The organism is Bacillus sp. 1NLA3E (assembly GCF_000242895.2).
In the GTDB taxonomy this organism is placed as follows: Bacteria; Bacillota; Bacilli; order Bacillales; family Cytobacillaceae; genus Bacillus_BU.
In genome coordinates, this window is record NC_021171.1 from 663,878 (window position 1) to 676,765 (window position 12,888).

Annotated in this window: 9 protein-coding genes; 4 read left to right on the top strand and 5 right to left on the bottom strand. The window is 38.4% G+C overall.

Going from position 1 to position 12,888, the window contains the following annotated elements:
* Positions 1-334 precede the first annotated feature (334 nt).
* The 4 genes from B1NLA3E_RS03265 to B1NLA3E_RS03285 all read right to left on the bottom strand — a co-directional run bounded on the left by B1NLA3E_RS03265 (position 335) and on the right by B1NLA3E_RS03285 (position 5,568).
* On the bottom strand, positions 335-1,255 hold the full coding sequence (locus B1NLA3E_RS03265) for a DMT family transporter (protein WP_015592436.1): 921 nt from the start codon (positions 1,253-1,255) through the stop codon (positions 335-337).
* Between the two features lie 549 nt (positions 1,256-1,804).
* Entirely contained in the window at positions 1,805-3,079 is a 1,275-nt protein-coding gene (locus B1NLA3E_RS03270) for an IS110 family transposase (RefSeq protein WP_015592437.1), read from the bottom strand.
* 283 nt (positions 3,080-3,362) lie between these two features.
* Positions 3,363-4,670 carry a purine-cytosine permease family protein gene (locus B1NLA3E_RS03280; protein WP_015592438.1) on the bottom strand — a complete coding sequence of 436 codons (1,308 nt, stop codon included), beginning with the start codon at positions 4,668-4,670 and terminating at the stop codon, positions 3,363-3,365.
* Between the two features lie 10 nt (positions 4,671-4,680).
* Positions 4,681-5,568, bottom strand: coding sequence for a DUF2877 domain-containing protein (locus tag B1NLA3E_RS03285; protein ID WP_015592439.1), 888 nt, complete (start codon positions 5,566-5,568; stop codon positions 4,681-4,683).
* A 256-nt stretch (positions 5,569-5,824) separates the two neighbouring features.
* Between B1NLA3E_RS03285 and B1NLA3E_RS03290 the strand changes: the two genes are divergently transcribed.
* From B1NLA3E_RS03290 to arcC, 4 genes are all read left to right on the top strand, one after another.
* Positions 5,825-6,769 (top strand): acetamidase/formamidase family protein, encoded by a 945-nt coding sequence (locus tag B1NLA3E_RS03290; protein ID WP_187292150.1) that lies wholly within the window; start codon positions 5,825-5,827, stop codon positions 6,767-6,769.
* A gap of 314 nt (positions 6,770-7,083) precedes the next feature.
* Complete coding sequence (gene fdrA, locus B1NLA3E_RS03295) at positions 7,084-8,625, top strand: acyl-CoA synthetase FdrA (protein WP_015592441.1); 1,542 nt, start codon at positions 7,084-7,086, stop codon at positions 8,623-8,625.
* Between the two features lie 3 nt (positions 8,626-8,628).
* On the top strand, positions 8,629-10,074 hold the full coding sequence (locus B1NLA3E_RS03300) for a DUF1116 domain-containing protein (protein ID WP_015592442.1): 1,446 nt from the start codon (positions 8,629-8,631) through the stop codon (positions 10,072-10,074).
* A 54-nt stretch (positions 10,075-10,128) separates the two neighbouring features.
* The gene (gene arcC, locus B1NLA3E_RS03305) at positions 10,129-11,106 is read left to right on the top strand and encodes a carbamate kinase (protein WP_015592443.1); all 978 of its coding nucleotides are present in this window, start codon (positions 10,129-10,131) and stop codon (positions 11,104-11,106) included.
* A gap of 65 nt (positions 11,107-11,171) precedes the next feature.
* Here arcC and B1NLA3E_RS03310 read toward each other — a convergent pair whose 3' ends face one another.
* Positions 11,172-12,881 carry a PucR family transcriptional regulator gene (locus B1NLA3E_RS03310; RefSeq protein WP_041580262.1) on the bottom strand — a complete coding sequence of 570 codons (1,710 nt, stop codon included), beginning with the start codon at positions 12,879-12,881 and terminating at the stop codon, positions 11,172-11,174.
* Between the last annotated feature and the right edge of the window lie 7 nt (positions 12,882-12,888).

Genomic DNA, 12,888 nt, shown 5'->3' on the forward strand with positions numbered 1-12,888 from the left:
CCTACCTGTCAAGTGTGTTTTTGTTTTTGAGAGTAATAGGTGGAATTGGATAATTTTGATAATAGATTATCGTGTATTAACATGTAAAAACCTCATTTGGGTACATTGCGGTGAACCGTATCATAAGTAGATGAGTTTTAATTAACATTCTTAACTTGAAAGTGCTTTGAATCTTTTAAGTTGTATATCTTCAGTTCTTATTTATAGGAAATGTGTTTTTTTAAAAATAGATTAAAATACTTTATAATTGCATTCGACGAGTGCCTGCCCCAGCACGAAAATTTTCGAATATAGGAAGGACATTTTCTCGATTGGAAGATGCCCCTTTGTTATTTCAAATTTTAATTATTATCTGTGCATTTATCTTTTTGGCTTTTGGAACTCCTTTTGTCGTTCGGTTGATTAAATAGATACTTAATAACATGAGAACGAGTCCTTCTAGAAGAGAGAATGTAAATGGTTCACTTAGGAAGATTGTGCCAACTCCTACTGCAATAAGTGGGACAAGAAAGGTATACGATGCAACCTTGCTAGATTCATTGGAACTCATAAGTTTAAAATAGACTGCAGTGGCTCCTGCCATCCCCAAAACAGAACTATATATAAGGCAAGAAATGTAAGGGACATTCCAGACAATCCTTGCGGGATTTTCAATTTCGAAACCGGCTCCCATCAAGAAAAGCCCCCCAATAATGCCTTGGATTGCAACTAGCCATAAGCCATGGACTAAGGAACTGGTTTTCTTTACATACACTACACCAAGCGCCCAACCGACCCCAGTTATTAATGCCAAAGAAATACCAAGAAATGAGATGTTTCCACTTATTCCATCCAATGATACGACTGCAACACCAAGAAACCCAATGATCAGACCGGCTACTTTCATCACAGATAACGGCTCTTTAAGCCACATCCAGGAAAAAATAGTGACAAGAACTGGTTGTAAATAAACGATGACTGAAAATAAGCCTGAGGGCAAATACTGCAAGCCCATTGTCTGAACCCCATTGAAGATGACTGTATTAAATAGTGCAACAATTGAATAAATTGGCCAATTTTTCCTCCACTGAAGTTTTTGCCACTGTGGTAAAAGTATAAAGGCTAATACAATACCTCCAAATAATGTACGCATCCCAGCGTATAGAAGGGGAGGAGTATATGGCAATGCATATTTGTTGATAGGCCAGGACATTCCCCAAATGATTACAACAAAGGAAATGGCAAGAAAAGATTTTGTTCGTGATCGATTTGGCATATACTGTTACTTCCCCTTTGTAATCATAGAAATACCTCTATATATAAAAGCCGCTCTTCCCTAATAAAGAGGGAAGAATCGGCTTTTGCTTTTAAAATATGGCTCTGTTAAACTCCCTCAGTTTAATGCGATTTTCTCCCGAATGCTCGCTAATTCGCAGGATTTCATAGTCCCATATTTTGAATTAACAGTTAAGTGGAATGAATTCAGATCATTATTGGCTCGTGGAGGCATAGTGAAATAAAGGGATAAATAATAACCCCAATTTTTACCATGTGATGTACATGCTCCACGCCGCCCCTGGAGGCTTTCCCTCCCATGTCTCAACGGGTCAATTGCCCTTTCATTCCTTCGTCATGCCTACCCAAGGGGTGGAGGCCAGTCAAGCTAGATTAATGGGTCTATGCCCTTTTGTTTAACAAATCTGGTACTCCGTACATATTTATTATCCTGCGAATAAGCCAGCATTCGGTTTATACAATTCTGTTATCTAATTTATTTTTGGTGTCACATTTAAGAAATCAGATTTAGTTCAAGGTTCTATCGTAACTATGCTGCCAACACAATAATGTGGTTAACTTTTTCAGGACAGTAGAACTCATTTCGGCGAGCGATGCCCACAAAAATCCTCGCAAGTTTCCCAATCAATTTCATGATTGACTTCATTTTCTTCATCTTTTTTACTTTTACATTATAGGAGTGAATTGCTTTAAATTCCGGATTATTCGCTACAAGACTCATTGTAGCTAAATATAGGAAACGTCGTAGTCTAGACCTTCCTCGCTTAGAGATGACAATTTGACCTTTCCACTTCCCTGAACTTGCTTCAGCTAAGTGTAATCCAGCATGGCGAAGCAAAGAATTCCCATGAGAAAAACCACTTAAATCTCCTGCCTCACCTAAAATACCTGCCAATGAAATTACACTAATGCCTTTAATGGCAAGTAATTTATAAGCGAAAGGGATCTTTAATAGAGCATCAGTAACTTGTTCCTCCACTCTTTCGAGTTGTTTTAAAGCTAAATCATATTCCTCTAATAATTGTTCCAAATGAAATTTATAAGCATCAAGTGCTTGCTTTGTTCCAACTGATTTTCCAGCTACCTGAATGAGTAATAGTGCCTTTTTTAAACCAGGTTGTCTCTTCATGATTGATTTCCAACCCATTATTACTTCCTCGGGCTCCATAGTTCCTAATTCTACAGGGGATGGGAATAGACGAAGGGTTGCAATTGCCCCTTTAGCGGTAATATCTTTAAACACCTGTCGGAGTTCGGGAAATACAATATCTACCCACCGATTTAATTGGTTAGTAGAACTTACGAGACGCTTAACAACTACATCACGATTAGACATAAGAACCCTAAGTTTTTCAAATGACTCAGATGTAGGCCTAACCTCAGAGTAGTAACCGTTTTTCACCATATCAGCTATAACCAAAGCATCTTTTTTATCACTTTTAGATTGAGTATTATCACGATTTTCTTTATTTCTTTTTACTAAATAGGGATTTACCGTTACCACTTCAATATTATGCTTAAAAAGCCATTTTGAAAGATTAATCCAATAGTGTCCAGTAGGTTCCATCCCAACAATAGATTCATCTAAATTGTTTATTCTTTGAAGATTATTAATCCATTTTAATAAACTAGAAAATCCTTCTTCATTATTAGTAAATGTAAGTGGATCACCAACTACAATTCCGCGGAAATTAACAGCTCGGGCTACATGTAATTGTTGAGCAATATCTATCCCAACAACAAGATGTTTAACGGAAATTCTTTCTATTAGTTGATTTTGTTTGTTTTGCATTTTAAACTTCAAAGTAGGGTTCCTCCTTAAGGTTGAGTTTGAGTGGTGTCTTACTCATATCTTACTGAGGAGCCCTATTTTTTTCAAACTCGAAAAATAACGTTCTACAGGAATGCTAGAATGTTGATTTCCGTTCCAGGCGCTTCGCTTTCCGCGGGGCGGGCGGTGAGCCTCCTCGGCGCTAAAGCGCCTGCGGGGTCTCACCTGTCCCGCTGCTCCCGCAGGAGTCTTCGCGCCTTCCACTCCAATCAACATTGAGCTTTAACACCTAAAATATAAATCAATATTTTTTAAGTTATACTGCTTTGTTCATACCAGTGTCTTCTCCTGAACTACCCTTAACAAACATGTTACCAACACTATAGAAAATAGCTGCAGTAACAAGACCAACAACAGCAACTGAAAGATGTGGTGCGTAGAAGTTAACAAATAATGAGATTGCCGCAGACAATACCCAAACAATGAATGCCAATGGTCTCCAGTTTACTAAATCAGCAGATTCACTCTTGCGTAAAACCAAGCGGTCCATAATAATGATTGACCCAATTGGTGGAATAATTACCCCAAGCAGAACAAGCCAGTTGAAAAAGTGATTATATATTCCGGAAATAGCAACGATAAGACCAAGAACACCGATAATAAGAGTGATGGTTCTCATTTTTTTACCGGTCATATGGGACCATCCAACTGCCCCATTATACAAGCAATGTGTACCTACAGAACCTAAATTGATAAAAACAAATAGGATAGACAAGATGGTGAGCAATGGACCATGTCCAGCTAAAACTGACATAAAATCTCCGCCAGTAGAAGTAGGATTTGGGATTACACCAGTTGCTACGACAATCCCACCTACAATCTCTGCGATAAAGTTCCCAATTGGAAATGCAAAAATGGTTGATAAAGCCCCTTCACGGCCATTTTTTGCCCAACGGGTAAAGTCGGCTGTCATTGTGCCTGAATCAGCAAATCCTGCAAATACTAAAGTAACAGCAGCTCCAAACGACATAGCACCGGAAACATGTGGATGGTACCCAAATATATCGGAATTACCACTCTTTACTGCCATAACAATCGCAATTATAGCAATTAAAATGTAAAATGGGGCGGCAATCCAACCTAAGAAGGATAAAGCCTTTATACCGATGTAAGTAACAGCGACATAGAGGATTCCTCCGAGGACTGTCATCCATAATAGGTTAGCACCAAATGACCCATGCATTGTAGCACCAGTGAGCCCTACTTGAAGGGCGAACCATCCAATTACAACTGTAGACAACAAGCCAGAAACTAGATAATAACCTGATCGTCCAAACGTTTTCTGTGCAGTCAAGGAAAAGTTCATTCCTGTACGTCCTGCATCGTAGCTAAGTAATCCTACCATCAAAAACAAAAGCAAGTTACCAACCAGCATCGCCAAGGCACCGGCTTTAAATCCAAGCTGTGCCGTGATCAGTCCGCCAATTACCGCACTAGTCAAAACCATAGGAAAACCGAACCATACCGCTGCTACAGAAGATAACCGTTTTCGATACTCCTTTGGTACAGGAGCGTGTTCAAACTCTGGATCCAATAGTTGTTTATCAACATTAGTGGTTGACATACTTTTCCTCCTAATAGAGCATATTTTTCATTTTAATATTGGTTTCCAAGCCGCTGACTAGCCCGAGGGCTATGTCTGTCCCGGATGAAGATCCAATTTTTAAAACATTATCTAAAGCAGAAATCAATTCTTTCTCACGGCCATTTACGGCAGAATTGATCAAACATACAATAGATTCTCTTACTTTACCCAATGATGCTTTTCTTAAGGTCATAAAGCTGATATCGTTCGTTAATAGCTTTGCACTCATTACAACTTGTTCGCAAAATCCCTTATACGATTGACATGGGCAATCTGGCATATTAAAAGTGGTCAATAGTCCTGTTAAGAAATCATCACCAGATGGTGTTAAGCCAGGTCCTAAACCAATAAGACTAATGGCATGCTGTAGGGCATCATTCACTCTGTTGTTCACTAGTGAACAACAGAGTGAATGAGATCTTTCCTCCAGCATTTTAGCCATTTCAACTTCAAAAGGGCTTTTTGCCTGTAAATTCTTCTTCATCCCACCACATTTTCCATGTTTCTCAATGTGACCCTTCATGATGGCTAGATTTACTATTAACCGTTCATCATTCACAGGATAATTTGGTAACGAACATTCCCATTTTTCTGCGTATTCAATTGTTATAGCCAGTTTGTTTTTAATAGAAAGAACTTTATTTTCAACAAATATCCGGTCATTCACTTCAATATCTATTTCTTTAAAACTATTTATTTCTATAACAATTGAATTCGGTCCGTTATCCAATTTGTTACATGCTAGACTGTATAAGTCTCCCGTTTCCAAGCACTGAATATTTACTGTTTTGTCAAAAATACTATGAATAATACCGTTAAACTTTGAAATTTCAATCGCCTGAATAAAACCAACATCACCAGATTTAGCTTGTATCATTGGAGCCACCTCATTATCTGGAATGTTAACTGAATTTAGCAGTAAAATGGTCTCCTCCCCTTTTTATTTTAACTATCATTTTAAAATTTAATCGCTTTCAATATGACCTTACACGAATATTGTAGAAGGGATTCTTTTCGGCGTCATTGTATAATAAAACTAAAAATAGCTGTTATCAGTTAGGCATAATGTACAATGATAAGAGATTCATTTTTAAATTCAGAAGAGGTTCTAGAAAATGAAGGAGACGAAACAAATGAATTTGAAGCATGAGATTGATATTAAAAATGAAAACCTTCATATCTCATTTAGTAACAACTATCAACCAATTCTCACGATTGATTCCGGTGATTCAGTCCAGTTTGTTACCCCGGATATTGACTGTGGTTACTCATATAAGGATGGGAAAAGGGTTGTTTATGAATCCAGAGAAAGGGAAAAAATTTGGGGACATCCTATGATAGGACCCATTGCAATAAAAAATGCCAGACCAGGAATGACATTAGAGATTAAAATTAATGATATTGTTCCTGGCTGGTATGGATGGAACTTTTCTGGTGGTGAAAGAAACTTGCAGGATTCTAAGTTGGGGAATACCTTGCAGGAAGAATTACGGGTGGATTGGCTATTAGACCATGAAAAAAATAAGGGAGTCTGCCAATTGAAAAATGACTCCTATTCTGTTAAATTGAGTCCTTTTATGGGAGTGATGGCTACTGCCCCTAGTGAACCAGGTATCCATTCAACTATCCCCCCCAGGTATTGTGGGGGAAATATTGATTGTAAGGAACTAACGAAGGGAAGTATATTATACTTGCCAATTGCAGTGGAAGGAGGGTTATTTTCTGTTGGTGATGGCCATGCAGCACAGGGAGACGGGGAAGTATCCGGGACAGCAATTGAATGTCCAATGGACATGGTCGACCTTACATTTGTAGTAAGGGAAGACATACATCTTCGAATGCCAAGGGCTTATACACCTTCCGGCTGGATTACCTTTGGATTTCATGAAGATCTAAATGAAGCGACAACCATAGCCCTTAATGAGATGCTGCAATTAATGCAGGATTTATATCAGATTGATAAACGTGAAGCTACTGCTCTAGCAAGTGTAGTGGTAGATTTAAGAATTACGCAAATCGTTAATTCCAGCAAAGGAGTTCACGCCGTATTGCCCCATGGTGCATTAAAGAGAGGATAACCATTTCCATTATTATTTTTAGGATTCATTCCGGGACTGAACATGATCAAAAATGTTTGGTTCTTTTTATTTTTTACAAAAAAATACAATTTAAATCATTGTACATAATGCCTAACTGATAAGAAGATTTTTTGGTTTGGTTATACAATGACGTTTTTACCACTCCCTTCTAGAATAAATCGTGTAGCTTATTTCAAAATAAACAACACGCGGAGTAAACTTTCATTCCTGCTTAAAAAGGAAGGGGTCTTGATCTTTAGTACCAAGGTTCAATTTATCTCATTTCTTCAACAAAAAAAATTGGAGGGTAACATATGCCTATTAAAGTGGTATTTAAGACAAACACATATATTGATTCGGTATCCTTAATGACTTTATCCAACAGAGCGTGCGATATCGACGGTGTAGAACAAGCCATGATTGCCATGGGGACTGATATGAATAAAGAGGTAATCAAAAATATCGGTTTGAATACCCCGGAAATCGAGGGGGCAAATAGTAGTGATTTGATGATTGTTGTTAAAGCAGCTACTGAAGAGCTTTGTGAGAACGCATTCATTGAGATTGAAGAATTATTTACAAAAAAAGCGAAAAAGGATCCTAGTGATGTGAAATACTCCACCATTCCTTCCGCTGTAAAAAGTATTCCGGAGGCGAACCTTGCCATTATCTCTGTAAGTGGGACATATGCTGCCAGGGAAGCAAGAAAGGCACTAGAGAATGAACTTCACGTTATGTTGTTCAGCGATAATATCAGCCTTGAGGACGAAATCCAACTTAAGAATCTGGCACATGAAAAAGGATTGTTATTGATGGGACCTGACTGTGGAACAGCCATTATTGGAGATGTCGCTCTGTGCTTTGCCAATGCAGTAAGAAAAGGCAATATCGGAATTGTTGGAGCTTCTGGAACTGGCAGCCAAGAGGTAACCGTTCTTATTCATAATTTAGGTGGCGGAATCACTCAGCTAGTTGGAACCGGTGGTAGGGATTTAAGTGAAGAAGTCGGCGGAATTATGATGCTTGATGGTATTAAGGCGCTTGAAGAAGATGAAGCAACGAAAGTGATTATCTTAGTTTCTAAGCCACCTGCACCAAGTGTTGAGAAAAAAGTCCTTGCCCAAATCAAAAATTGCTCTAAACCAGTTGTTGTATGCTTTATGGGCGGTGAAGAAGAAACAACCGTTCAAGCAGGCGGCCATTTTGCGAAAACGACAGAAGAAGCAGCCTTTAAAGCAATTTCTCTAGCTGGAATAAGTGAAAATAATTTGAATAAAAGTGAGTTAAACCTTGAACTCATTGAAGAAGTCCGTTCGAAGCTGACGACTGAACAAAAATATATTCGCGGATTATTCAGCGGCGGCACACTTTGTGATGAGGCGATGCATGCAGCCATGGAAAAGTTTGATAATGTTTACAGCAACATTCAAAGGAATCCTGAATATCGCTTAAAAGATGTAAATGTAAGCGAAGGGCATACATTTATTGATTTTGGCGATGACCAATTTACACAGGGTAAACCGCATCCAATGATTGACCCATCAACTCGATTAGCAAGATTTATGCAAGACGCAAAGGATCCTTCTGTTGGTGTCATCGTCATGGACTTTGTCTTGGGTTTTGGTGCGCACGAAGATCCAGCCGGTGCATTCCTACCTGCCATTATTGAAGCGAAGCAATTGGCTGAAGAGGAAGGAAGACATTTAGAAATAGTAGGATATGTTCTTGGAACAGAATTAGATAGTCAAAATATTGAGGAACAAGTGGATAAATTAGTAGCTGCAGGAGTAACAATTGCAAGTAGTAATGCCCATGCAGGATTATTAGCAAGAGAATTTGTTGTGAAAGGGGCTTAAACCATGAGTAAAATAAACGATCTTTTTAATAGTAAATTGAATGTCATTAACGTAGGTCTCGATTTATTTAAAGAGGATATGGTAAAACAAAACGCAAGTGTCACTCAGTTAGAATGGGCTCCTCCAGGTGGAGGAAACCCTGATCTAATTGCCGCACTAGAAAAACTTGAAAATCCTGAAGTTTTGGGAAAAATTGAGGCAGCAAACAAATTAGCTGTCGAGAGAATTATCAATTCACACCCTGTCCTTATTGGGTTTGATCAAGCCATTAATGTTGTCCCTGGTATGACAAAGACAACAATTCTCCATGCCGGTCCTCCGATTACTTGGGATCGAATGAATGGTCCAATGAGAGGTGCGGTGACAGGAGCGATTGTATTTGAAGGATTGGCCAAAAATGTTGAGGCAGCAGTTGAGCTTGCAGCATCTGGTCAAATTACCTTCTCACCATGCCATGAGCATAACTGTGTGGGTTCAATGGCAGGTGTAACATCGGCATCTATGTATATGCACGTTGTAAGAAATAAGACTTATGGCAACATCGCCTACACGAACCTATCTGAGCAGCTAGCTAAAATCTTAAGAATGGGCGCGAATGATGAAACTGTTATTGAACGTCTCATCTGGATGCGTGATGTATTTGGTCCAATTTTAAGAGATGCCGTGAAACTATCCGGAGAAATTGATTTACGTTTCTTGCTTGCACAAGCCCTTCACATGGGTGATGAGTGCCATAACAGAAATGGCGCTGGAACATTATTATTATTCCAGGCATTAGCTCCTTATATTTTAGAAACAGATTTTACAACGGAACAAAAGCGTGAAGTATTTGACTTCGTAGCCAGCAGTGATTATTTCTCTGGCCCAACCTGGATGGCTGTAAGTAAATGTGCACTTGATGCCGCTCATGGTATCGAAGATAGTACCATCGTTACAACGATGTGTCGTAATGGTACAGATTTTGGTATTCGTGTTAGTGGTATGCCAGGATTTACCTGGTTTACAGGTCCTGCTCAAAAAGTAATTGGACCTTTATTTGCTGGATACAAGCCTGAAGATGCTGGTTTAGATATTGGTGATAGTGCGATTACCGAAACATTCGGTATTGGCGGATTTGCAATGGCAGCAGCTCCTGCAATTATTCCATTAGTAGGCGGTACAGTTGATGAAGCGATTGGTTATTCGAGGAAAATGACCGAAATCACAACCGCAGAAAATCCAAATATCACGATTCCGTTGCTAGATTTCCGAGGAATCACAACAGGTATTGACATTCGTAAGGTTGTCCAAACAGGTATCCTTCCGGTAATCAATACAGCCATTGCTCATAAAGAAGCAGGTATTGGAATGATTGGAGCTGGTATTACCTATCCTCCAGCTATAGCTTTTGAAAAAGCCCTACTAGCAATAACGGGAAGTATAACGAAACAAGAAGCACAGTTGATATAAATTAGCTTAACAAGACCCCAATTACTGGGGTCTTGTTATCAGGAGGGGAATACATTGGAGAAACTAGTTATTGTCGCTATCGGAGGAAACTCGTTGGTAAGAGAAAATGGCCGCGATTCCATTAATGACCAATATGAAGCAGTATGTGAGACCGCAACACATATTGCCGATATGGTTCAAGAGGGTTATTCTGTTGTCGTTACGCATGGAAACGGCCCGCAGGTTGGCTTTGGACTTAGAAGGTCGGAGATAGCCAATGAAAATGTCGGTATGCCGGAAGTTCCGCTAGTGAATTGTGTAGCGGATACACAAGGTGGTATTGGATACCAAATTCAACAGGCGTTAACGAATGAATTTTCAAAAAGAAGAATCAATAAAAAAGTTGCTTCCGTCATTACACAGGTAGAGGTTAGTATGGATGACCCTAACTTTAAAAATCCATCCAAGCCTGTTGGGTCGTTCTTTTCGGTTGAGCAAGCTGAAGAGATGAAGAAGGAACATCCTGATTGGATTTTCGTAGAAGATTCCGGGCGCGGTTATCGAAGAGTTGTTCCATCACCGAAACCAATCGATATCGTTGAGAAAGATGCGATTAAATCATTGATTGATGCAGGATTCGTGGTTATTGCTGTTGGCGGCGGCGGAGTTCCGGTTGTTAAAACGGACAAAAATTCGTACGTCGGAGTCGATGCAGTTATTGATAAGGATTTCGCGACAAGCCTTTTAGCTGAGCAAATTAATGCAGAGACTTTAATCATAACAACAGGTGTTTCAAGAGTTTGTATCAACTTTGGTAAACCAAATCAAAAGGAACTTGATAAAATTACAATTGAGGAAACGAAGAATTATATCCTCGAAAACCACTTTGCTAAAGGCAGTATGTTACCTAAAATTGAGGCAAGTCTTAACTTTTTAGAAAATAACGGAAAGCGGGTCATTATTACCGACCCTGGAAGCCTAAAGGATGCGCTCAATGGACAAGCGGGAACTCATATTATTGGCTTAACACCTTGCTTGCAAGTAGCCTTATAAAGAATAAAGTAGGCCCCATACCTGATGGGTATGGGGCCTAAATTTACTCTTTTAAAAAAAGCACACTATTTATCTGGATGTAGGGTAGGTAATAGCCGGTAGACTTTTAAAGCTAACTGTATTTGTAACAGTTCTTCAGAGTTTTTTAAATCAGTGTTTAAGATTTCTCTAATCTTTTCAATACGATAGATAAGCGTATTTCGATGGATAAATAGTGCTTTAGCTGTTTCACTCAAATTATGATTATTTTGAAAGTAGCTTTCTAAAGTAGTGAGGTAACCTGTACCGTGCAGATTATCGTGGTCATATATTTTTCCAAGACTTTTAATAAAGAAGTCTTCTAATTCTGGATTTTTAATATTTGAACCTAAAAAGTGGTAGACGGAATAATCTTCAAAATGAGACACTACCGTGTTATTATTGAATTGCTTCATCAGCCTAATCGCCTCGTGAGCTTCAAAAAAACTCTTATGGAGTGTAGAGATTGTTTTATACTGACTGCCTATTCCAAATAAAAAAGTTGTTGCTGGTATCTCTTTAGTAAGACTTTTATAGAGTTCATTTGAAAATATCTTTGCTTCGTCCTTGGTGCTTGTAGGATTAAATTCTTTTTTGCCAACCAGGATGATAATGCGATTATTCCTGTAAAAGGAAATGACTTCACCATTCGCTGATTTACGAGATAAGTCATAAATTAAATTCACGCATTTCTTTGCGTTATTTTCCAACTTATATTTTCTGGCAATTATGTCTTCATCTACTCTAGTTTCATCAGGTTCAATATCAATAACAATGCAATAATGCATATAATCAGACTTTAATCCATGTAGGTCACAAAGGGTTTGAATGTTATCATTAGATGTAATCTTCCCTGTTAATAAGTCATCAAAAAAGTCCTGTCTTATTTTTAATTTAACTTCCTCTATTTCACGTGCTTTTATCCTTTCGAGTGCCATTATCCTCGAGGCATCCTCTAAAACAATATAATCAAATTCCGTCAAATCACTAACCGTTTGCCAAACAACTAAATATCCATAAATGTAATCCGAAACGGCAACAGGGAGGATGCGGCATTTTATTTCAAAGCCGTTTGCATCATAGTTTCGTTTGATAGCCTTTTTAAATCCCTTTATATTTTCAGGAATGGAATCGGTAAATTCCTTTGAGAAGACTGACCTATTTTTCTCTAGATTAAGATAAGAGGCAAGGGATATTTTATTTTCCTCAAGGTCGACATAATGGAGTAAATTCCAGTCTCTGTCCAGAAAGAGGATGGGATTATTTATCGTCTTGGCCAGCTCAGAAGAAATTTTATCAATACCGCCACCTTCAAGCGATATTCTAAATAATTTTTTATGCATATCTAATGATTTTCTATTTAATAAATCATATGCTCCTGTTGCCTTTTCGTTAATGATGGAAATTACCTGTGATAATGTGTATCCAAAAGGAAGCTCTAAAAGTGGGAAATCATATTGATTAGCAAGATCAATCATGTTCTGAGGGATCTTATCAAAGTATCGTTTCATCTTGATACACAAACCAGAACAATTAATTTCTGCGAGCTCTTTAATAATCCGATTTTGGAGATCAACACTATCTTTAAAAATATATCCCGTAGATAAGAGCAGTTCGTTGGATGTAAGCCAGTCAAATGTGTCGGGGTTCTCCATAATGTTAACAATGGAAACTTTGTTATTAATTCCTTTTTCCCCCGCAACAATCTGTATTCCTTCAATGGATTTTATCTGGAGTAAGTCTTTTACGGTTAACATTTTTTCC

What these genes read in the sequence shown, in the direction of transcription:
- B1NLA3E_RS03280 (WP_015592438.1), bottom strand. Translation starts at nt 4,670, where the DNA reads ATGTCAACCACTAATGTTGATAAACAACTATTGGATCCAGAGTTTGAA.
- fdrA (WP_015592441.1), top strand. Translation starts at nt 7,084, where the DNA reads ATGCCTATTAAAGTGGTATTTAAGACAAACACATATATTGATTCGGTA.
- B1NLA3E_RS03265 (WP_015592436.1), bottom strand. Translation starts at nt 1,255, where the DNA reads ATGCCAAATCGATCACGAACAAAATCTTTTCTTGCCATTTCCTTTGTT.
- B1NLA3E_RS03290 (WP_187292150.1), top strand. Translation starts at nt 5,825, where the DNA reads ATGAATTTGAAGCATGAGATTGATATTAAAAATGAAAACCTTCATATC.
- B1NLA3E_RS03310 (WP_041580262.1), bottom strand. Translation starts at nt 12,881, where the DNA reads ATGTTAACCGTAAAAGACTTACTCCAGATAAAATCCATTGAAGGAATA.
- B1NLA3E_RS03300 (WP_015592442.1), top strand. Translation starts at nt 8,629, where the DNA reads ATGAGTAAAATAAACGATCTTTTTAATAGTAAATTGAATGTCATTAAC.
- B1NLA3E_RS03285 (WP_015592439.1), bottom strand. Translation starts at nt 5,568, where the DNA reads ATGATACAAGCTAAATCTGGTGATGTTGGTTTTATTCAGGCGATTGAA.